Annotated in this window: 21 protein-coding genes; 8 read left to right on the top strand and 13 right to left on the bottom strand. The window is 42.3% G+C overall.

Annotated features, from left to right (window positions below):
* Nucleotides 1-161 precede the first annotated feature (161 nt).
* Entirely contained in the window at nucleotides 162-1010 is an 849-nt protein-coding gene (locus tag HX021_RS09080; protein WP_286589878.1) for a TraB/GumN family protein, read from the bottom strand.
* 608 nt (nucleotides 1011-1618) lie between these two features.
* Nucleotides 1619-2272: a CPBP family glutamic-type intramembrane protease gene (locus HX021_RS09085; RefSeq protein WP_286589879.1), complete on the bottom strand. Its 654-nt coding sequence runs from the start codon at nucleotides 2270-2272 to the stop codon at nucleotides 1619-1621.
* 179 nt (nucleotides 2273-2451) lie between these two features.
* On the opposite strand from HX021_RS09085, the gene HX021_RS09090 reads away from it, so the two are divergent.
* The 3 genes from HX021_RS09090 to HX021_RS09100 all read left to right on the top strand — a co-directional run bounded on the left by HX021_RS09090 (nucleotide 2452) and on the right by HX021_RS09100 (nucleotide 8747).
* On the top strand, nucleotides 2452-3048 hold the full coding sequence (locus HX021_RS09090) for an NAD(P)H-dependent oxidoreductase (RefSeq protein ID WP_286589880.1): 597 nt from the start codon (nucleotides 2452-2454) through the stop codon (nucleotides 3046-3048).
* 182 nt (nucleotides 3049-3230) lie between these two features.
* Nucleotides 3231-5708 (top strand): glycoside hydrolase family 95 protein, encoded by a 2478-nt coding sequence (locus HX021_RS09095; protein WP_286589881.1) that lies wholly within the window; start codon nucleotides 3231-3233, stop codon nucleotides 5706-5708.
* 381 nt (nucleotides 5709-6089) lie between these two features.
* Nucleotides 6090-8747 (top strand): family 78 glycoside hydrolase catalytic domain, encoded by a 2658-nt coding sequence (locus HX021_RS09100; RefSeq protein WP_286589882.1) that lies wholly within the window; start codon nucleotides 6090-6092, stop codon nucleotides 8745-8747.
* Nucleotides 8748-9062: 315 nt separating this feature from the next.
* On the opposite strand, the gene HX021_RS09105 is transcribed toward HX021_RS09100, so the two are convergent.
* The 6 genes from HX021_RS09105 to HX021_RS09130 form a co-directional block, all read right to left on the bottom strand.
* A complete protein-coding gene (locus tag HX021_RS09105) occupies nucleotides 9063-9818 on the bottom strand; it encodes an SDR family oxidoreductase (protein WP_286589883.1) in 756 nt (251 codons plus the stop codon).
* A gap of 57 nt (nucleotides 9819-9875) precedes the next feature.
* A complete protein-coding gene (locus tag HX021_RS09110; protein WP_286589884.1) occupies nucleotides 9876-10283 on the bottom strand; it encodes a helix-turn-helix domain-containing protein in 408 nt (135 codons plus the stop codon).
* 148 nt (nucleotides 10284-10431) lie between these two features.
* On the bottom strand, nucleotides 10432-11364 hold the full coding sequence (locus tag HX021_RS09115) for a hypothetical protein (RefSeq protein ID WP_286589885.1): 933 nt from the start codon (nucleotides 11362-11364) through the stop codon (nucleotides 10432-10434).
* Nucleotides 11365-11576: 212 nt separating this feature from the next.
* The gene (locus tag HX021_RS09120; RefSeq protein ID WP_286589886.1) at nucleotides 11577-11798 is read right to left on the bottom strand and encodes a methyltransferase type 11; all 222 of its coding nucleotides are present in this window, start codon (nucleotides 11796-11798) and stop codon (nucleotides 11577-11579) included.
* Nucleotides 11799-11865: 67 nt separating this feature from the next.
* The gene (locus HX021_RS09125) at nucleotides 11866-12060 is read right to left on the bottom strand and encodes a hypothetical protein (protein ID WP_286589887.1); all 195 of its coding nucleotides are present in this window, start codon (nucleotides 12058-12060) and stop codon (nucleotides 11866-11868) included.
* Between the two features lie 263 nt (nucleotides 12061-12323).
* A complete protein-coding gene (locus tag HX021_RS09130) occupies nucleotides 12324-12920 on the bottom strand; it encodes an HD domain-containing protein (RefSeq protein WP_286589888.1) in 597 nt (198 codons plus the stop codon).
* Between the two features lie 185 nt (nucleotides 12921-13105).
* Between HX021_RS09130 and HX021_RS09135 the strand changes: the two genes are divergently transcribed.
* The 4 genes from HX021_RS09135 (at nucleotide 13106) to HX021_RS09150 (ending at nucleotide 16813) form a co-directional block, all read left to right on the top strand.
* Nucleotides 13106-14128: an LLM class flavin-dependent oxidoreductase gene (locus tag HX021_RS09135; protein ID WP_286589889.1), complete on the top strand. Its 1023-nt coding sequence runs from the start codon at nucleotides 13106-13108 to the stop codon at nucleotides 14126-14128.
* 13 nt (nucleotides 14129-14141) lie between these two features.
* Nucleotides 14142-15224, top strand: coding sequence for an NAD(P)-binding domain-containing protein (locus HX021_RS09140; protein WP_286589890.1), 1083 nt, complete (start codon nucleotides 14142-14144; stop codon nucleotides 15222-15224).
* 223 nt (nucleotides 15225-15447) lie between these two features.
* Complete coding sequence (locus HX021_RS09145) at nucleotides 15448-16221, top strand: AraC family transcriptional regulator (protein ID WP_286589891.1); 774 nt, start codon at nucleotides 15448-15450, stop codon at nucleotides 16219-16221.
* A gap of 91 nt (nucleotides 16222-16312) precedes the next feature.
* On the top strand, nucleotides 16313-16813 hold the full coding sequence (locus tag HX021_RS09150) for an anthrone oxygenase family protein (protein ID WP_286589892.1): 501 nt from the start codon (nucleotides 16313-16315) through the stop codon (nucleotides 16811-16813).
* Between the two features lie 223 nt (nucleotides 16814-17036).
* Here HX021_RS09150 and HX021_RS09155 read toward each other — a convergent pair whose 3' ends face one another.
* On the bottom strand, nucleotides 17037-17843 hold the full coding sequence (locus HX021_RS09155) for a helix-turn-helix domain-containing protein (RefSeq protein ID WP_286589893.1): 807 nt from the start codon (nucleotides 17841-17843) through the stop codon (nucleotides 17037-17039).
* 320 nt (nucleotides 17844-18163) lie between these two features.
* Here HX021_RS09155 and HX021_RS09160 point away from each other — a divergent pair, with 320 nt between their 5' ends.
* Nucleotides 18164-18778 carry a hypothetical protein gene (locus HX021_RS09160; RefSeq protein ID WP_286589894.1) on the top strand — a complete coding sequence of 205 codons (615 nt, stop codon included), beginning with the start codon at nucleotides 18164-18166 and terminating at the stop codon, nucleotides 18776-18778.
* A 53-nt stretch (nucleotides 18779-18831) separates the two neighbouring features.
* Here the strand turns inward: HX021_RS09160 and HX021_RS09165 are convergent, their stop codons facing one another.
* The 4 genes from HX021_RS09165 to HX021_RS09180 form a co-directional block, all read right to left on the bottom strand.
* A complete protein-coding gene (locus tag HX021_RS09165) occupies nucleotides 18832-19332 on the bottom strand; it encodes a hypothetical protein (protein WP_286589895.1) in 501 nt (166 codons plus the stop codon).
* Complete coding sequence (locus HX021_RS09170; protein WP_286589896.1) at nucleotides 19289-19666, bottom strand: hypothetical protein; 378 nt, start codon at nucleotides 19664-19666, stop codon at nucleotides 19289-19291. The genes HX021_RS09165 and HX021_RS09170 overlap by 44 nt, the downstream gene beginning before the upstream one ends.
* The gene (locus tag HX021_RS09175; protein ID WP_286589897.1) at nucleotides 19653-20147 is read right to left on the bottom strand and encodes an N-acetylmuramoyl-L-alanine amidase; all 495 of its coding nucleotides are present in this window, start codon (nucleotides 20145-20147) and stop codon (nucleotides 19653-19655) included. The genes HX021_RS09170 and HX021_RS09175 overlap by 14 nt, the downstream gene beginning before the upstream one ends.
* Before the next feature lie 574 nt (nucleotides 20148-20721).
* On the bottom strand, nucleotides 20722-21816 hold the full coding sequence (locus tag HX021_RS09180) for a lipase family protein (protein WP_286589898.1): 1095 nt from the start codon (nucleotides 21814-21816) through the stop codon (nucleotides 20722-20724).
* Between the last annotated feature and the right edge of the window lie 4 nt (nucleotides 21817-21820).

Here is a 21820-nt window from a genome sequence, read left to right on the forward strand (position 1 = left end):
ATAAATGATTTATCATATAAAATGATGCTTCCTAAAAATAATACAAATTTTATTTCCGGCCAAACCTCCCCGAGCAAACTTGATCAGTACTGGTTTCTCGTCACATAAAATAGCCACCTCTTATGGTGTGGCTCCCCAGTATATATATTGTGGGTTCATAATCATTGAACGGCAGTAACGGTATAGCCATTTTTACGAAGCAGGGTAATCAGCCCTTTATCCCCGGCGAGGTGCCCTGCACCAACAGCGATAAAACAAGATTGATCTTTGATCATCTTGGGTATGATAGCCGTCCAGTTCTCGTTCCGCTCATTCAGCAGTTTTTCTTTTTGTTCGTCAGTCATCCAGGTAGGATCCTGAATCAGGGCGGTCAACTCACCCAGATTTTCTGTTTTATAGGCTGCCACCATTTTTGCGGTCAACGCTGGATATTTATTCAGCTGATAGACCGATTCCATGAACAGCTTGGGGGTAATGATGTCTTTCAGCAATGCAAATTGCAGATCGATCGTTTCGAGCTCCCCGATAGCCTTCCCTCTGGCAGTTGCGATGGCCGACAGTTCCATTTCATAGGACTTCATCTTTGTGGGATCAGCACAGTTGAACCCTTTCATCGTAAATAAAGAGACCACCGCAACGGGTGACACATAATCCAAAAGCTTAATGGAAAGATGTTCCGCAGTTAATACACTATCCATTTTTTGGACTTCACGGTCTGAGAATGTCTTTATAAATGCAGTATCCGGTGCACTGTAGGCTTGTAGTTTCTGGGCATTGTCCGGATTGGAAAGGTCCACCTCAAAAACCACTTTTTGGCTTTTGTCCAGGGCATCAAGGCATTTCTGCTTGATCTCAAAATCATCTGGGCACAGCATATGTACGGTACCGAACAGGTAAGAATCTTGCTTGAGGCCATTCCCGGCAATTTTCCACAACATGGAGTTTTCCTGGGCAAATCCGCTAGAAACCACGAAAAAAAATAACAATTGTAGGATCAGCTGCTTTTTCATTTATATAGATTAACGTTAATTATTGTTATACGGTTTTATCTTGCTGCGTCATGAAAGCCATCTTTAATTCCTTGAACAAAATCGGCGCTATTTAATAATATACTGATACAGCATATCACAACGATAAGTATCATCAGTAATTTTAACAGTTTTTTTCTTTCCATAATCTAAACCTGGTTTACTTTTCAAAATAGTGAGTACGGGCGGCCCAATACCGGCCAGATCGTAAGTAACGGATTTACGATTAATGCAATATGTAATAGATAAATTTGCCAAGCATATTCCCTGCAAACATTGCAATCAACGAAACCATAGCCAGTACGACTAAGATCTTTATCGCTTTATCTCTATTCAGATTCTTTATCATAATCAGTTTATTTTTATATCAGAACTTTTCAAATCCAACGGATGGCCCATCCGTCAGGGTCTATAATTATTTAACAATATAATGAATTAATTTTAATTTATGCGACATTATGGCGATAAATAGGTGAATTAAAATTCAGCCCTTATTTTTTAAGGGACAGGTCGATCTGTGATTTGATAAAATTATAACGGTAAATCATCTGAAACATGCTGGAGACAATGAAGATGCAAGCAGCTTACTATTATAATTTCATCAGAACAGATACTAAATTTGTCAATACATGTAGCCCTACGGCATATATAAAACCATACTTTAACCGTAGCTGTACGGTCAGGTATCCCAGCAGCATCTGTGGAAGGACATAGATGGGATAGAGAAACCAAATACTTGTATTTAAGGGGGCAAAATTAGCAATATGTACAAGACCAAATGAAATAGCACTGATGGATCCCAGCAATTTAATGGTAATGAATCGATTCAGATACTGTGCTATGTCCCTACCTTTCAGCACCCAATAAATCAACAAGTTGATCACAATAAAAGATAAAAGGATGACCAAGCTCATGACATTCAGCTTAAATAAATCCTTAAAACCAAAAAGAAGATAGGTCAAGATAGCAGAAAAGGATATGGCTATATGCCGCGCCTCTAAAGACAACCATAGCCTGAACATTGTTTCTTCAACGATTGGAACTACAAACGCCACCAGAAGGATCATATAGAAACTATTGTTGTTGGTGAGTATCCTAATGGACCGTAGTACGTCGTGGTTCAATAAGCTTGGTAACTTGTAATATTCAACCACCAAAAATGTATCGATAGATTTAATGATGGTTAAAAGCACGAATCCAATACCCAGAAGCAGCAGATAAAAATAGCCGACAATCCCGTTCACTGGCTCTCGGCACAAATCATAGAAGAAATTCCGTGGTAAATATAATAATAAGGGGTTCCCTGACCATAAATTTTCATAAATTTATTCGACGACTTGATGAGGATAAAAGTGTGGTATAGCCCAAATGTGGGCAGGAGCTTTTTGGCACGGCAGAAAATGAGCAACAATAATGATTTAGGATGAATATTTTAATTGTATACAGTCACCCCAGTAAAAAGTCTTATACTTTCCAGATACTTAAACAGCTGGAAGAGATAGCCATAAATAAAAATTGGCATATTGAAGTTTCGGATCTATATGCAAACAACTTTCAAAGTAATATGACAGCAGAAGAGTATGAAAGGGAAGGATTCGCTGACACAGCACTGCCGATTCCACAGGATGTGGCTGAAGAACATAAAAAGATAGAAAATACGGATTGTATTATTTTTCTATATCCTGTCTGGTGGAGCGACTGTCCAGCCATAATGAAAGGTTGGTTTGACAGGGTTTATGCTGTAGGGTATGCTTATGGACAAAAGCCAGGCTTACCTAAAATGAAAATGGTAAAATATGGAATCACTATTTGCACTGCAGGACATCCCAATGATTTTTTAAACGAAACAGGCATTGCACAGAGCATGCAAACGGTGATGCTTGATGACCGCTTAGGGAAACGCTTTGAACGAAAGGAAATGCTTATACTCGGCGGAACCTTGGAAATTGAAACGGTCAGGCAAAAGCATCGGGAACAGATCAACGAATTATTCATCAAAATAGCAGATTACTGCTCCTGATAACGGTAAATGGTTGATCCAATCGCTTTTTCTTAGTGCAAGTCTACATCAATACATTACCCCACTTTTTGATGCTATAAAAAATTGTCTTTCACGCAATCGTTTTCGAAGATGCTGTACTATTTCGCTTTATAAAAACGACTTTTTTAAGTATTATTGAGGCTTATGACCAAGATTACTAAATGATGAATTTCCACAAATATACTGCCGGCTTCTTTGTTTACTTGATCTGCATTTTATGGTATATACCCTTATCTTTTTCACAAGAGGGGGTCACTCATGCGTTAAAGCTCTGGTACAAACAACCTGCCCGGATATGGGAGGAAGCACTTCCCTTGGGTAATGGACGCACTGGAGCCATGGTATTCGGCGGCATCAATCAAGAGCGTTTCCAGCTGAACGATCATACGTTATGGTCCGGCGGCCCTGACCAGGGAAATAACCCGAAAGCGGCCGAGCTCCTCCCCTTGTTGCGACAGGCCATATTCAAAAAAGAATATAAAAATGCGGAGGATATCTGGCGCAAAATGCAAGGTCCTTATTCGGCCCGATACCTCCCTTTAGGAGATCTGCACTTAACATTTGACCTGGACAGTACCGTCAGTGATTATAAACGGACACTGGACTTGAAAGAGGCTATCTCGACAGTGGAATTTCAAAGCGACGGAACCCGGTATCAGCGCACGGCATTTATCAATCATCCGGCCAAGGTGCTCGTGATCCAGCTTAAAGCTGATAAAAAAGGTAAATTGAATGTCCGTCTTAAATTGGACAGCAAACTCCGACACCTTACTAAAGCATCGGCAAAGGGATTAACCATGACGGGACAAGCGCCATTTGAGGTTGCCGCCAGGGATTATTTTCCCGACCAAATCGTCTATAACGATAAAGGTATCCGCTTTGACGTTCAGCTGGGCATGGACTTAAAGGGTGGACAAGTAATCACTCAGGATAGTACCCTTGAAATCCGCAATGCCAATGAAGTGACACTTTACCTTGCGGAATCGACCAATTTCACGGCCTTCAACCTGCAGCCGGGAACCGGTGCCATTGATGCTCAGAAGATCGCAAACGCTCACCTTAAAGCAGCCATGCGAAAAGGCTTTGAGAAACTAAAGGATGAACATCTTAAGGATTACAGCAATCTGTTTGACAGGGTGAAGATTAAACTTGACTCTGGAGCTGATTACGCACAGCTGCCTACGGATCAGCGTCTAAAATATTCCATGAAGCATGGGGATGACCTGGGTTTGCAGGAACTGTATTATCAGTTCGGTCGCTATTTATTGATCGCCAGTTCACGTCCTGGAAGCCGGCCGGCAAACCTACAGGGCATTTGGAATGATCACATCCAACCTCCTTGGGGAAGCAACTATACCATCAATATCAATACGGAGATGAACTACTGGCTGGCAGAAAACACCAACCTGTCCGAATGCCATGAACCTCTGCTCTCCTTTATCAATGAGCTGGCGGAAAATGGTGCCCAGACCGCTAAGATCAATTATGGTATCCAGGAAGGTTGGATGGCCCATCATAACGCAGACCTATGGGCCAAGACCTCCCCCGCGGGGCATTTCGACCAGGATAAAACTTATTTTCCGCAGGCATTCTGCTGGCAGATGGGGGGTGCCTGGCTGAGCACACATCTCTGGGAACATTATCAGTACAGCCAGGATACGGTTTTTTTACGGCAAAAAGCTTATCCATTACTGAAGGGCGCTGCACAGTTTTTGCTGCATTGGCTGGTTGAAGATCCCGAGACAGGCTTCTTGGTAACAGCTCCTTCTTCTTCGCCTGAGAATCATTTTTCATACCAGGGAGGACGCTATGCTATCGGTAAAGGAACCGCCATGGATCTTGCAATCGCCCGGGAACTATTTTTGGATGTCATCAAAGCATCGGAGGTCTTGGACGTAGATGCAGCCTTCCGCTCGATCGTTCAGAATAAGCTGACAAAAATGTATCCTTATCAGATCGGTCGATATGGTCAGATCCAGGAATGGCTGGAAGATGTGGATGACCCCAAAGATACCCATCGGCATATATCGCAGCTTTTTGGATTGTTTCCGGGAAGCCAGATCGATCCCTTGCTGACACCAGCGTTGGCGAAGGCTTCAGCGGTGACCTTAGACCACCGCGGTGATGTGAGCACAGGATGGAGCATGGCCTGGAAAATCAACTGGTGGGCCCGACTCCGGAACGGTGACCGTGCATACCGTATTTTGCAGAAAGCATTCAATTACATCAATCCGGCCGACAAGTCGATCAAGAGCGCTGGCGGCGGTGGCACATATCCCAATCTGTTTGACGCGCATCCTCCTTTCCAGATTGATGGCAACTTTGGCGCTACGGCTGGTATGACCGAACTACTGATGCAGAGTTATAGTGGTGTCATTGACCTGCTACCTGCCCTGCCTAAAGCATGGAAGGATGGCCACATTACAGGAATTAAAGCACGAGGCAATTTTGAGGTCAACCTGACCTGGAAAAATCACGCGGTTGAGCAGCTTGTACTGACATCTATTGCTGGTGGCCCTTGTACGGTCAGAAGCAGAAAAAGGCTGAAAACCGATAAAAAACATAAAAGCTATGAGCGTGATGGTTTCTGGTATATGGACATGGAAACCACCCAGGGAGAGCAAATCGTATTCAACTGATCTGCCGTCGACATAAGGGTGAAGCCCATTCATCGGAAAGGATATAGCATAAAAAATTGGCGTAGTGCAGTGAAAATCCAAATGTCACAAGCGTTGGATGACGAAGCATAAAAGAGGAAACATAAAAATGCCCCCAGAAAGTGTCTAACTTTTTGGGGCACTCCATAACATCAGGCCGGCCCTCCACCCTCACCGCTTCATTTTCTATGGAATAAAATTAAGCACTTTTCTACCCTGAATTCTTTTTCTTAGGGCAAGAAAAGTAAGAACGTACCGCTAAGGGAGCACAAAGAGCAGGATAGTACATGATGCTCATGTCAAATTAATTGTGGATAATAGAATATTGCTTAGCATACACAGATAACTCATTATAAATCAATTATGAAACCCTACATTAAGAAGTTGCTGTCTGGACTGGCAGTATTTGGGCTTCTATCCACCACAAACTTGTCGGTCTTTGCCCAAAAACTAAGCGTACACGATCTCAAAGTAGAGCACCTCAAAAATCCACTGGCGCTTGAAACAGCTAAACCTCGCTTCAGCTGGAAAATAATCTCAGCGGTAAAAAATACGGCACAGTCTTCCTATGAAATCAGGGTGGGCACAGATAGCACTTCCATGCTTAAAGACAAAGACCTTGTCTGGAAAGAGGCGATGAATGGAGATCAGTCGGTGTTGATCGAATATGCTGGACCTGAGCTGCAGGCAAGAACAAAATACTTTTGGCAGGTCAGGGTGAAGGATAATCACGGTAACAAATCGGCTTGGTCAGTACCAGGCTTCTTCCGTATGGGAATGCATCCGGCCGACTGGACCGCCCAATGGATCAAGGTATCCGGAAAAGACAGCTCGACCAGAAGCCCCTTGTTCAGAAAAGAGTTCTCCCTGCAAAAAAAGGTTAGATCGGCGCTGGCTTACATCACTGCAAAGGGTCTATATGAGGCTAGAATCAATGGTAAACGGGTCAGCGACACATATTTTGCCCCTGGATGGACCAGCTACAAGGATCATCTGCAATATCAGGTATATGATATTACCTCTACGCTCAAAAAGGGCGCAAATGTGGTTGGCGTAAGCCTGGGAAATGGTTGGTATAAAGGTAGAATAGGTTTTGGAAACCAACATAATTTTTATGGTGATACACGGGGGCTGCTGTTACAACTGGAGGTAGAATATACGGATGGCAGCAGGGAAACTATACAGACGGACAGGAGCTGGACATATGCTTATGGTCCGATCATGGCCTCGGATATTTACGATGGTGAGATTTATGATGCCCGAATGGAAATTGCAGGCTGGGACAATACGGGATTCAGGGCGGACAGCCGATGGACCAGCGTTGACACCATGGAGAAAGGCCCGGAGAAGCTCGTTGCCATGAGCGGTCCACCAGTAAAAAAGCATGAAGAGTTTAAGGCACACCGGATATTTAAAACTCCAGCAGGAGAAACAGTGGTGGATTTTGGACAGAACCTAGTCGGTTGGGTGATGCTCAAAGCCAAGGGTAGCGCCGGAACCAAAATCAGGTTGAGCCATGCTGAAGTACTGACAAAAGAAGGTAACTTTTATACGGTCAACCTACGGTCGGCAAAAGCACAGAATACCTATATCTTAAAGGGCAATACCGAACAGATTTTTGAACCTCATTTTACATTCCAGGGATTCCGGTATGTAAAGGTGGAAGGGTATCCTGGCGAACTGAAGCCTGAGGATCTTACCGCCGTGGCGATATATTCAGACATGCAACCCACAGGTAAATTCAACACATCAAACACCTTGCTGAACCAGCTGCAACATAATATCCAATGGGGCCAGAAAGGAAATTTTCTGGATGTGCCGACCGATTGCCCACAACGTGATGAGCGCCTCGGCTGGACTGGGGACGCACAGGCTTTTGCCAATACAGCAGCCTATAACATGGATGTAATAGGGTTCTTTACCAAATGGCTGAAAGATGTCAAAGCAGATCAGAAACCGAATGGTGCCATACCACATGTGATCCCCAATGTGTTGGGGCCCAATGATGGTGCATCTGCGGGCTGGGCAGATGTGGCTACCATTATTCCCTGGGATATGTATGTTGCTTATGGCGACCGTCGGATCCTGGAAACACAGTATGAAAGCATGCAGAAATGGGTGGACTATATTTCTGCTGTAGCGACAAAGAATCTTTGGAATACGGGGTTCCATTTTGGTGACTGGCTCTTTTACCGCCCAAATGATGACAATGACGGCCGGGCTGCTGTGACCGATAAATACCTGATTGCACAGACCTTCTATGCCCACTCGACACAGCTGCTGATCAATGCGGCCAAGGTACTGGGCAAACAAGAGGATGTATCCCGGTACACCGCACTGCTTGCCGAGATCAAAGCCGCATTTGTAAAGGAGTATATGACAGCAACAGGGCGACTGGTCTCCGGAACGCAGACAGCATACGTTCTGGCACTACAGTTTGATATGTTGCCGGAAGAACTTCGGGCTTCCTGTGCCGACCGTCTGGTGGCCAATATCCGGGACTACGGCAACCACCTGACTACGGGCTTTTTAGGGACCCCTTATTTATGTCATGTACTGACCAGATTTGGGCATAATGATGTGGCGTATGATCTCTTGCTCCAGGAGAGCTACCCCTCCTGGCTTTATCCTGTAAAAATGGGGGCCACGACGATTTGGGAAAGATGGGACGGCATTAAACCGGATGGTTCTTTTCAAACTCCGGATATGAACTCTTATAACCATTATGCTTATGGTGCCATAGGTGACTGGATGTACAGAACAATTGCCGGGATCAACTCCACAGTAGACCAGCCGGGCTATAAGTCTATCCTCATCGCTCCCAAACCAGGGGGTAAAATAACACACGCTACGGCTGAACTGGAAACGGCCTATGGCACGGTGAAATCGGCCTGGGTACTGGAAGACGGATGGCTGAAGCTTGATGTCAGCATACCGGCAAATACAAGAGCCAAAGTCGTACTGCCGGATGCCACAAAGGAAATCGGCTCGGGAAGCTATCACTTTGAAAGCAAAATTTAAGTAAAGGGTACTCGTTTTAAAAAAAATGTTTTTTTCTAAAACTATTTTAAACCAGCAACTGTTCTTATTATATAAAAGCGCTACAAGCTTCCTTTTCTTGAAAAGGATACAACATAAAAATGGCGTAGTACAGTAAAAATCCAATGTCGTAAAAAACATTGGATGACGAAACAAAAAAGAGGAAACAATAGGAAACATAAAGATTACTGTACAGCATAAACGCTAAGATAAAGGGTCTGATTAACATCAGGCCCTTTTGACATAAAAGGCAGATAATTACATTATCTGCCTTTTATGTCAATGAAAATGCTTTCATTACCTGGTTGTATAACCACCATTTGCAAAAATGGTCTGCCCGGTGATCCACCAACCATCGGTTACCAAAAATTCGACAAGCGGGGCAATATCTTTAATATCCGTCAGTCCACCAAGGTCAGAAGCCTGTTTATGATAAGCTACAGCATCATCACTTTCCTGACCATAAAAGAATGGTGTATCCATTGGCCCTGGAGCCACCGCGGTAACAGAAATACCCCGGGCACCAAATTCTTTGGAAGCAGCCCTGGTAAAATGCTCCACAGGGGCTTTAGCACCGGCATAAGTGGAATAATACCCTGTAAATGCCGCTAATAATGAAGTGACAATCGTATTGATCTTACCATTATCGTTCAATTTTTTCCCAGCTTCCTGAATAAAAAAATACGCTACTTTGGAGTTGATGTCGCTCATGCTGTCGTACTCTGCTTCTGTAGTATCAGAAAAAGGTTTTTTCAACACTTTGCCCACTGTATTGATTGCGATATCGACGCCGCCAAACTTTTCGATTGCCGTATCAAAAAGTCTGCTGATATTCTTTACTTCTGTTAAATCGGCCTGGAACAAAAACGCTTCTCCACCCGCAGCTGTAATATCAGCCAAGGTTTTTTCGGCATCTGCTTTTGTACTGTCGCTATTGTAATGAATAACTACTTTTGCGCCTTTTGCAGCAAAATCACGGCTTAGCAAGCCACCTAAATTTTTTGCTCCTCCAGCAATCAAAACCACTTTTCCTTTTAAATCGTTTCTTGCCATTTGATCTGTATTTTAATGTTTTACAATTGATACAACAAAGATGGCCAGATAATTTCTTTATTTTATGGTGAACTTTTCGGAACTTTTATTTTGCTGTTCTTTCCGGAATTGCCCCGGGGTCTGCCGGGTAAATTTCTTGAAAAACTTGGAGAAATTGGAGGGGTCATAGGTCAGGATCCTGGCAATCTCAGCAATGGAACGCGCGCTGCCCGTAAGCATTTGTTTGGCCTGCTCAATAATCTTAAGGTCGTAATAATAACAGGGGTGATGCCCTGTTTCTTGCTGTATCGTGTCGGTCAGATGTGTGTGCGAGAGAAATAATTCACTGGCAATCTGATTAATTTCCATAAACTCAATCACCTTGCCCGAAACAACATCGGCAATATGCTTATCTAAAAATTGAAAATAATTGGCTGTAATTTCTTTACTTCTCTTTAAGATGTCGTGCTGGGTTTCATTCATCATTCTTTCTAAAAAAATAAAACAAAAGTCGGATTCTCCATCGAATAAAACAGGGTGAACTTTTCGGCTTTTACACTAAAATATTGATTTTATTCTTAAAAACTATTGATTTTCAAGAATATTAATTACGCTTTTTTGAAAGAGAACGACATTATTCTAAAACCGTACAGGTACTCAATGGTATCTTTTGCTTCCATATGCCCTGTACCTCGAATCGATTGCCCGAGGTTTTATTTTTAATCGTGAAGGTATACCGGCAGGTGCGTTCCAGGTATTTAACTTGCCCCCTTACCCGAATAGTGGTATGAGGCTTTAGCAGCAGCTCTTCCTTACTTCCCGGTTTAATATATTCTTCGAAGGTCCGGTCGGCGATATAGGGTACCCTACCCCTCCAGTGCACTACGCCATCAACCAGCAGTTCGTCCATGGACACCAGGCTGTCTTGCTGATTGACCCAGTCAAAAGCGCCATAATCACTGCTGGCAAATAAGGAACTGGACTTTACATCTTTAAAAATGGATGTAATATCAACTTTCTTCTCCCGATTGGAATTGTTTCGGAGTTCCATAGAACCGCATCCTTCGGCACTAACAGTTATCTTACGGCTGCCTTTAACTTCTTCAACTTCTTTTTTCAACAGTTCATACCCCTCTCCCCTGTTTTGTGTGAAACTTATTTCTTCCTTCTTATCAGCAGAGAGTATCCCGATCACAAAATTCCGGGGGCGACTATTGAAATTTTCCAATAGTGTTAACTTGAGCTCATTCTTGTTGGTCTTTTCCATCTTTAGCCAGCCTTTATCCAGCTGGACAGCGCCAATATTCTCCAACTTTAGGGCTTTACCGGTCGAATCTCTTAATATTTCGCCTGTCGTTGCTTCCCTAACATAGGAAACGGTCCAAATATCGGCATGGATGGGTATGATGTTGTCTGTAAAACCTGTATGCAGCGTTAAGTTTTTTAAACTGGGATCTATCAAGCCTTCATTATCGAGCGCAAACTTAGCACATGAAGTCACAGTCAGCATGGATAATGACAATATGACAATTGAAAAAATAGAGGATAGCTTCAATAATTTTTGCATACAATGAATTATTTTCTTGATCACAAAACTAATCAGGCACAGTCTATCTAAGTAAGATAAAAAAAATAAACCATATTTTGGTCCTTTCAGCCGTTGAAAATATAAAAACCACATCGAAAAAAGCCATGCCTCACGACATGGTTACTAACTAAACATATGATTCACCAGTGGCAAACCTGATCAATGCCATAGATCAGCACTTCTGATCAATATCACTCTATTCGTTCACACCGGTAACCCCACTCAAACATTTGTTTTATAATCCGACTTGTTTCAATATCCAACTGGGAAGATTCAATCCGGAGGATATGCTCTTCATCATCAAGATCAAAATTTATCTTATAGGAAGAGAATTGACCAACAAGAGTAGCGACAATCTGTTGCGCATCTTTGGATCTATACACATTGGTTTTAAAAATTTCAACTCTTTTCATTGCATTTGCGTCATTACTTTATTAAAGAATTCAATGATTTATTCAACTACTCCAGGATCTTTTAATGTTATTTGATTGGCTTGGTACTGGCCCAAGATTGGAAAACCTTCTCAACAGGCAACCTGTTTGCTTGATCTTGATGATAGGCATTTAAAATAATGTGGTCAAAGTCTGCGTTCGCATTTTTGGTCTGCGCTTTGCCCAGAAGTGTTGAAAGCCCCAATAACAGTACGATGATCAAGGCGTTAATGAAGTGCACCATAAATTTGAAAGTTTAGAATTATGTAGTACAGCAAATTTCAGGAACACGCGATTAACTTCCCATATTTTTTCGGTGAAGCAACAATTTTGATCGGTAAACTACCTATTTTCTCCTTTCAATGTAATTCATGCCATATAGCAAACCCCTCATCTTTAAAAAAGACTTTTGGGAAAGCGGCCCAATATTGTCCTTTACCTGAGAACATGAGCTCCTCCACGTATACGCGTTAAGGACAGATAGAGAAAAAGATGTTCATCGTTGTGTTAATGTTTTTTCAGTATCCCTTTTTTCACGCCTTCATCGATCAAATTTTCAGCATATTTCCATAAGGCAGTCGACCCTTCGCCGATAACGCTCTTTTTGGCATATACTTTTTCGTAATTGACCCCGGGTTCATTCCAGGTACCCCCCTGATTAGAACTGTTCTGCAGCAAGGGCTCCAGGCGGTCCATGGCTTTTGCAAATTTTGCTTCATTGGTCTCCCCCGCTTCAAACTCTTCCCATATGCTGATGAATTCCTTCGCCTGCTCGGCTGGTAAAAGGCCGAATATACGCTTGGCAGCCAACCGTTCCTCTTCGGTATTGCTGTGGTTCTTTTGGGTATCGTAAATAAAGGTGTCACCTGCATCAATCTCAACAATGTCATGTATCAAGACCATCTTCACAACTTTAAACATATCGACTGCTGCGTCAGCATGTTCGGCCAAAACCATGGCCATTAGTGCCAGGTGCCAGCTGTGCTCTGCATCATTTTCACAACGGTCGCTATTAAAAAGCTTCGTTTTCCGTTGAATATATTTTACCTTATCAATCTCCTTGATAAAAGCGATCTGTCTCCATAATTTTTCTGCTGACATCATAAACCTGTTCTGTTTAAAGTAAAAAGATATACAAAGTTATTTTTTTTATAAGAGTCTCATATTGCCATTTGACAAGTAATTCTTGTATTAAGAACACCTTTTATTTACATCTAACGGACAATCCACATCGATCAAATAACAGCAACATTTATTAAATTTGATTGTTATCAGATCCCACTGTGATTATGAAAAAAATAGGTTTTTTATCTTTTGGACATTGGTCAAAACATCCTGCTTATAGCACACAAACAGCACGCGACACCTTGCTTCAATCCATAGATCTGGCTGTGGCCGCGGAAGAACTGGGTATAGATGGGGCTTATTTTCGGGTACATCATTTTGCCAGCCAGCTAGCCTCTCCTTTCCCTTTGTTAGCTGCTATCGGGGCCAAGACAAACTCCATTGAGATAGGGACTGGGGTGATTGACATGCGTTATGAAAACCCGTTGTATATGGTGGAAGATGCTGGGGCCGCCGACTTGATTTCTGAAGGTCGGTTACAGCTTGGAATCAGCAGAGGCTCACCAGAGCAGGTAATAGATGGCTGGCGCTATTTTGGTTATGACCTTGCTGAAGGAGAAACAGACGCCGACATGGGACGTCGTAAGGCGCTGGAATTTCTGGAAAAGCTTAAGGGCGTAGGCTTTGCAGATCCCAATCCCTACCCGATGTTTCCAAATCCACCTGGACTGTTAAGATTAGAACCTCATTCCGAAGGCTTACGCGATCGTATCTGGTGGGGTGCTGCATCGAATGCGACGGCCATATGGGCTGCTCAGAATAGAATGCACCTACAAAGCTCCACGCTGAAATATGATGAAAGTGGCAAACCCTTTCATATCCAGCAGGCAGAACAGATCCGTTTATATCGGCAAGCATGGAAAGAGGCGGGACATCCGGGGGAAGCCAGAGTTTCGGTAAGCCGGTCAATCTTTGCATTGGTTGACGACTTAGACCGCTATTATTTCGGGCAGGAGGCTGACAGAGTGGATAAAATCGGCATGATTGAAACAGATAAACGTACGATTTTTGGGCGAAGTTATGCCGCCGAGCCTGATCAGCTCATTAAGGAGCTGGCCAAAGATGAGGCTATCCAGGAGGCTGACACCCTCTTATTGACAATTCCAAACACCTTAGGAGTGGATTACAATATACATGTGCTCTCCGCTATATTAGAACATGTGGCCCCAGCATTGGGATGGCGCTAGACTGATTACTTTCATGGTAAAAAACATCCGTTACAAAACAAAAATCGCTATTATCGGCGCTGGACAGGCTGGACTTTCTTCGGCTTATCACCTCAAAAAGTTAGGGTTAGAGATTGGCCGGGATTTCATCATTCTTGACGAGGCTCCCGCTCCCGGGGGTGCCTGGCAATTTCGATGGTCTTCACTCACCTTGAGTACCGTCAATAAAATCCATGATCTTCCTGGAATGTCATTTGAAGAAACATTGCTGCCTGATGAAACAGAAGTACAGGCTAATATTGCGGTGCCGCATTATTTTGATCTATATGAGAAGAGATTTGGCCTGCAGGTATATCGCCCCACAAAAGTGGAGAAAGTCTACCTGCAGGGACATGGCTTTCACATCGATACCTCAGACGCTTTATTTTCCGCCCTGGGCATCATCAATGCAACAGGTACCTGGGGCAATCCCTATATTCCATTATATCCGGGAGCAGCAGCATTCCGCGGCGAGCAGCTCCATACCAAAGACTTTAAAACAGCAGATTACTTTCGGCACAAACATGTTATCATCGTCGGTGGTGGGATTTCAGCACTCCAGTTATTAGATCAGATAGCAAAGGTAACCAGCACCACCTGGGTAACAAGACGCCCGCCACTTTTTCGGGATGGACCATTTGACGATATGGCCGGACATAATGCGGTGGCCATGGTCGAAGAGCGTGTACGGCAAGGCCTTTCACCACAATCGGTGGTTTCTGTGACTGGCCTCCCCTATTCAGCTGAAATTCGGGATATGGAAAAACGGGGTGTCCTCCAACGGCGGCCGATGTTCAGTGAAATCACCAGTACAGGTGTACGATGGGAAGACGGAAGTGAAGAGAATGCCGATGTGATCCTTTGGAATACAGGATTTAAAAGTGCTTTGCAGCATCTGGATGCTGTTATTCCCAAAGAACCGGAAGGCGGCATCCTGATGACAGGCAGGCTCGCCACCATGGTGGCCAAAGAACCACGGATCCATCTGGTCGGCTATGGCCCCTCGGCATCTACAATCGGCGCCAACCGGGCAGGAAGAGCCGCCGCAAAGGAGCTCGTTGAAACCATTGGATTATAGCCGTACCACTGCTTCTCCTATACTATACTGTTTTTGGGGCAGCCTTAGCTACTTTCATGCTTTAGGATATACAGAGGTCAAATTTAAATAGTATATTGTATAATATACTCAATATGAACACTATATATGACGACAAAAAGCTTAATTAAGGAACGGCAATATATTTTTTCTTCCCTGAAAAATTCTCTTGTAACCAGAGACATAGGAAACTAATTTGACAGCAATGGAAACGCAGCATATTGTTCCTCCTAAATCCATTGCCCTGTTTGTGCGTGCTATTTTGGTCTTCGAAAGCCATGAAGAGCATACTGTCCGGTTACCATTTTTTGCGGATGGATATCCCGGACTGATGTATCAGCAGGCTAACGGTGATTTAATTATTGCACCACATGATAAAAAAATGCCTGCGGTTTTCTTGTACGGTCAGACGATCAGGCCCATTACCCTTGAAGCAAGGGGGCCATTTCAGCTCATCATCTTTCAGTTGTATCCATTTGTGCTCAGGGCCTTTTGGGGAATTGCTCCAGAAAGCATAAACGACGGTTGCCATCATTTGGAGGATAGCCTGGGAAAAAAAGCCTATGATCTGCAGGGCAAACTTCTGGCGGCACCAACGGCCCAAGATAAGGTCCAGGTGATATCCGATATGCTTTTAGCTTATTTTGAGCAGAAAAGAAATGATTTGGACTTTTCAGTAAGACAGGTAATCCAGTGCATAATAGACCATAAAGGTCTTGTTTCCATCAATGAACTTGCGAAAAAAGAGAAATTAAACATCCGGACTTTCGAAAGGAGATTCCTTAAAGCAACAGGCATTTCAGCGAAACAGTTTGCCAAAATAGTCCAATTTCAAGCCTCCCTCAATCAATTGACCACAAAAGACTTTGAAAGAACTGCGGATATTGTCTTTGAAAATGGCTTTTCGGACCAGTCACATTTTATCCGTGTATTTAAGGCTTTTACGGGCCTCACGCCACATTCATTCAAAAAAAGGTAAAGACTGTCGTTTTTGTTCTATTATCATTTTTCATTTATGCCAACCTTTATCCAAACAAAATGTCAACATAAAACAATTTTAAATTATCGTCATGCTGAAACTACAGGAAATAACTTTAGCTGCCGCAGCAATATCATCTGCGTTAATATCGGGTCTCTTCTTTGCCTATACTTTTTCAGTTAACCTGGGCCTCCACAAACTGGATAATAAAGGATACTTATTAGCCATGCAGCATATTAATAAGGAAATCCTCAATCCCACATTCTATAGTTGCTTTGTGGGAGCCTTAATATTGCTTATCGCTTCATCGATCTTATATTACGATATTCACTCGCCTAGATTTTATCTCATCCTATGTGCTTGTATAAGCTATACAATCGGTGTATTTATCATTACGGGGGCTAAGAATGTGCCCTTAAATAATCAACTTGCCCAATTTGATCTTTCAACAGCTTCTGAGGCAGCAATACATACGATGCGGACCAGCTTTGAGAAACCTTGGGTATTCTGGAACAACATCAGGACCATATGCTCCTTCATCGCGTTGTTATGCATCATTATTAACCTTGTATTTTTTAAATCGAAAAGCTAGGTAGGCCAATATCCTTGAACGCAATGAACATGCAAGAATAATGAGCAACTACTATTCTTGTGTATCCTTGCTGGTTTCATGCTTATATATATACTGTGCATGAGAACCGGATACATTAGCCATGTTCATCGACGTTCAAATGATGCTCAAATATAGTAATAAAAACTAATAATATTAGCATTAAAACTATTTATTTTAGTTGTTTGCATAACAACTTGATCATTTAAAGAGAGCGGCTAATATCCACCACATTGAAAATCTGATCCACATCATCCAGACTTACATCAAAATCAGGGTATTTTGTTTTATCTGCATTGAGTGAGTGAAGGGTGAGTATACCATTGGCCACATCATGATGGGCGATCTCTTTAATAATCACTCCTTCATATTTGTGGACCACCACCCAATAGCGATATTTATGGGTATGAAACTTTGATAACCATAATTCGCGTTTGATCAGACGTCCGGTCACGATATCCCCATCCAATATACTGGCATCTGTCCCATCCGTCATACTGTCACCACTGACCTCAAAAGAACGATATGACCCTTTATGAAATTCATTGACAGTGATAAAATGTGCCGGTAGATCATCCATGTATTCGGCATCAGAAAAACCCGACAGATAGCCTGCCTTTGCTTTCTCGGTCACCAATTTGGTCTGCATTAAATATCGCCCGGGTGATACTTCAAAAAATATATTGTTCTTGTTTTCATCGATAAATTTAACATCATCTGAAAAATAGCCAATCGATTTACCATTCCCAACATTCACCATGGCAACAGCATCGGATTGGGAAAATGTCTGCCGCTGTTCCCGTTCTCCCTCACCATATAACAACCAATCATAGCGGAGGTTTGGGAATGCATTTTGAATACGGGTTTTTATGGTCAAGCCGATCGGATATTCTCCTTTTTTAATGCGTGAATAAACCTGCTCGCGAACCCCCAATAGTCTTGCAAATTCTCGGTTGGTAATGCCCATTTCCAAACGTAAAAGTTCAAAATTGTTATTTGTATAATGCTCCATCTCATCTATATTATTTAACAAATGTTACACTAAATCATAACATCCTGAGGCTAAGTTACACAACTTATAAAACCTAAACAAATAAATAAAACAAACAAACACATAACAACCTCATTACAAGTATATTAATGTTAAACAAATAAGTTTAATATTAAATATATTAAAGACTTTAAAAAGAGAAAACAGTGCAAAATTCATTTGCACAATTAACAAATTTGTTTAATTTTGTTTAACAACAAAAGAATAGAATACAGATCCCGTATGCGATAATAAGCAGGACACGACAGACAAATACTTTGAACATTTAAACGGTACGCAACATGGAACAGTTTATAACAAGCGATCTAAAGATGGGCACATCGAGCTATTCAATGGTTCATGCTCAAACAGAAAGAAGAGAGAACATTTTAGGCAAAAAGGAAATGATAAAATTAACAGTACAACCTGAAAATTTAAGTGCAGTGACCACAGGGAAGAAGCCTAATACCATAAAACGGATGGACACATTATATTATTCTTTCCTAATGAGTTTTCTAAAAGAAAACCACCCTGAAATACTGAGATCAATTGATATGATATATGAACCCGACCTGTCGAGGATCGGCAAAGTCGTCGATTCATATTGCGAATTTGTGGGCATTCCTGTTCAGCAGATTATGGGAGAATATATCAATTATAAAGATATTCAACATCGTTATAAAGCAATAGCTGTCGTCCTCCGTATATTTCAGCCCGAAAAATTGGACAATCTCAAGACAAAGGTCAAGAGCACGATCTACAAAGAACTTGCCCCTTACTTAAAAATAAACAGTGATGCCTTACAAAAATCCATCATCTGTGCCTGCAATCAATTTGATATGTACAGTGATTTTAAGAAAGACATCAAACAAGCTGCAAATTATTACCTGCTCACAATACGTTTCAATAGTAAATAAATGACGGGCCCATCCCCTGAATTGTCAGGGGATGGGCCAATCTAAACATTTGATTAGCTTTTTCTGTTTATCCGCCATTTCAAAAGAAAAGCCAATAACGCTAAACCAATCAGAAAACAGACAATAGTAGTGCTTGTAGGCGTGCTAATTTTCATTGTGCGCTGTTCACGTCCTTTCAGCTTTTGCTCTTCATGCCCTGTCTTTTCAACTTTCTGTTGACGTTGATCGGACACGGTTTGATCAACGTTACTCATCGCATTGGACCGCTGTATGGATTTTCTGATCACTTTGCCTTTTTCAACCTGGATCGTCCCGTTCTCTGCGATCTGGATCTTGTCGCCCTCTATTTGTAAACGATCTGCTCCCTTGATCAAAGAAATAGACTGTGACGACAGGGTTTGGCGATGCTGCGTCTTTACATCAGAACTTGAACGGAGCGTAGTTCTTGATTGTACATCCACAGCTGCCGACTCTTTTGTTCGGACTGTCTTTTTGAATAGACCACAGCTGCTAACTATTAGCAGCGTTAGGGTCAATAGGCATATATTTTTCATTTTTAACTTTTTTTAATTCAATCTGCAATGCATGGTAAAGCTTCATGAGGTCATCATATTTAGCTTGTAAATCGGCAAGTGTTCTTGCACAAGCCATGCGCTCATCGTTGGCCAAACGGAGTCCTTCGTTTAGATCTTCAATAATCGTTCGCAGCTGTTCGATATCTTTTTCCAACCGATTTGCATAAGCTTCCCATTTGTCCATTACCTTTCCCGCATTTTCCACATTGGTTGCTTCCACTTCGGCCTGCTGCTTGGGACGCCCAACCAGGTACCCCACAATGGCTGTAACGATTGGAACAACCAGCTTTTCTAAGATCTCAAGTAGTTCCATTGTCATCTCTTTTGGTTAATGGCTTAAATTTCATCCAAGGAAACCGTGTTCCTGGATCCTCCTTCCTCCCTGGGGCTATATCACTATGGCCCAGGATTTCTTTGATTGGATAGTGTGCAATAATCGTCTTACAGACTTCAACAGCTGATTCAATCTGTTTTTCAGTATAGAATTCGGTGCCTTTATTTTGCAGTTCAATCCCAATACTATACTTATTGAGATCCCGCAATCCTTTCCAGAAGCTAATACCAGCATGCCAGCATTTTGCGTTAAAAGGGGCCAATTGTGTCACCGTCCCTTCCCTGCTGATATGGATATGTGCCGAGACATTACTTTTTGTATCCAGCATCCAGCTGATTGCACTCGTAGCGTTGGAGGCTTCATCGTAATGCATAATGATATAAATAGGTCTGATCGTCCCTTTCTTATTGGGGGTCTCCTGATAGGAGACACCAACTAATCTGTGTGCGCTAATTTCCATTTTGTTCGACTGTTTTATGTTTTAATTTTTTGCTAAGGTTCTATACTAAAAAAAAGTACCTCCTAATTCTTTGGCATGGACGCCAGGTATGTCCATAGAATAGCTGTAGCTACCTTTGTTTCAATACAAATGTATCGTCATAAAACCTAAAAAAAACCAAGTTTCAGATGTATATCGGCGGTATAGAGAGCCTACCGAAAATAGAGGTTTAATGGGTTGCGTGCATCACACAAACACAAAAAAACCATATGGTGGAACATGGCTTTATCGCAGAAAATCTCATGGTATTCACTGCCGTGCGATCAAATAAAAACGCTCACGGATTACCCTTGACAAATGGTAAAATCAGACAGACAAATAGGCAAAACCGGCCGTATATTAAAGTTTCAGCCAGGCAACTGAAACTTTTCCTCCGATCCATTGTTATATGATCGTTATAGCATAGGATGAGTTATACCGCGAAGGCTAGGAAATTGGTTCACCTAGCCTTTCTTTGTTGTGAATCGCTTGATCTGTCCAATACGTAGCGCGGTCACCTTGACAACTGCAGCTTACTGTTAAAAAGGACATTTTCCTAATTGGCAGGCTGCGGTTTTAATTTCAGTGCCAGCTGATAATAGGAAGGCAATGAATGGTGCAGCATCATACCATCATCTGTTTTTTCATTAAACCTGCTGAAGTAGGCTGAATCTGGCTTTAAGATAATATGAGCACCTGTACGTACATAATCATTGCTTGGAAAATACTCCGGCTCCTTAAAGTTAGGCAGATGGGCTCTGACCATCTTTGACACTTGTTTACCCAGTATTTTCTGATAATTTGACACGGTTTTCTCTGAAGGGTTTTTGAGCATTTTAAAGGTTATTCTTTTCTTTAGCCCCTGTTTTTTTATCGTTGCAGCAATGGGTATGATAGGATTTCTACTGGGCAGATCCAGGTGTTTCTGTACTGTAAAAGGCACTTGGGGCACCCAATCGCTGGGATTGACGACCTGAAAAGCCCATTCAAAAGTTCGGTGTTCATATTCATACGCAAAATACAGATTCCCCGGTTTTGGGGCTGCCGAACAATAGGTTTTAAACCGAATGTCTTTTGGTAGACTGCCGGCATCTTGCAGCTGATAAAAGTAAGCAGTCAACAGGTAGCTAATCCCTCCGCCCTGACTGTGCCCTACGATCAGGATGTCTTTTATGCCAGCCCTATAAAGTGAATCTATTTTGGGCAGCATGTCCCTGGAGAGAAAAGCTGTGCTGATCAAATATCCTACATGTACTGCCGCATTGGAGTCATTTGACAATTTATAATCAACAACAAAGTTGGTATCTATCTCCAGCTGTCCAATTGCAGGAACCATAGCTGCATAGAGATTTGCAAGCCAGCTTACATTATTATCGATGGACCCCCGCGTACAAAATACGGCAGTATGTGTATCCTTTATCCACAATTCATATTGATTATTGAGTCCTACTTCTGGACTTTGATATATCAGCCTGGAAGATTCAGGTGCCGGAATAGGTGACCGTCCATTCGAATCAATACCATAAATATGCGCATTGATGCGCAACATTTCCTGATATTCCAAAATATCAAATCCTGGATGGAGCTGCTGTGCCTTGGTTATCATTGAAAAAATCAGCGCCAAGATCATTAAACCATATCTGACCATCATAACT

It is taken from the genome of Sphingobacterium sp. N143 (genome assembly GCF_030325625.1).
GTDB lineage: Bacteria > Bacteroidota > Bacteroidia > Sphingobacteriales > Sphingobacteriaceae > Sphingobacterium.